At 46.6% G+C, this 279-nt stretch carries 1 protein-coding gene; it reads left to right on the forward strand.

Annotated features, from left to right (window positions below; genetic code table 11):
* On the forward strand, positions 1–193 hold a 193-nt coding region (locus tag CWC03_RS23250), incomplete at its 5' end, for a helix-turn-helix transcriptional regulator (protein WP_502705383.1).
* Between the last annotated feature and the right edge of the window lie 86 nt (positions 194–279).

Below are 279 nucleotides of genomic sequence, written 5' to 3' on the forward strand. Positions count from 1 at the left end.
GATAGCGTGGCGACATTATGTGCTGTGGCGCAGGCTGATCTGCTCAGTTGTTGCCATACAGCAAGGCAACAACCTTACACAAGATGCCATGCTCGCGTGGTTTGCAGATAGCGCTCAGATGAGCCGTACATATAAACGGCAGTTTGGCATCCCACCGACTGAGGCATTAAAAACACAAAGCACTATAACCTAAGCCGTCTGATTATTACCTCGTTTAAAAGCATCACCAAACAACATCACCAAAGGCACCGACGATATCCTTAAAACCACAAGAAAACT

Origin of the sequence: Pseudoalteromonas sp. S2755, from assembly GCF_005886535.1 — a bacterium.
GTDB lineage: Bacteria > Pseudomonadota > Gammaproteobacteria > Enterobacterales > Alteromonadaceae > Pseudoalteromonas.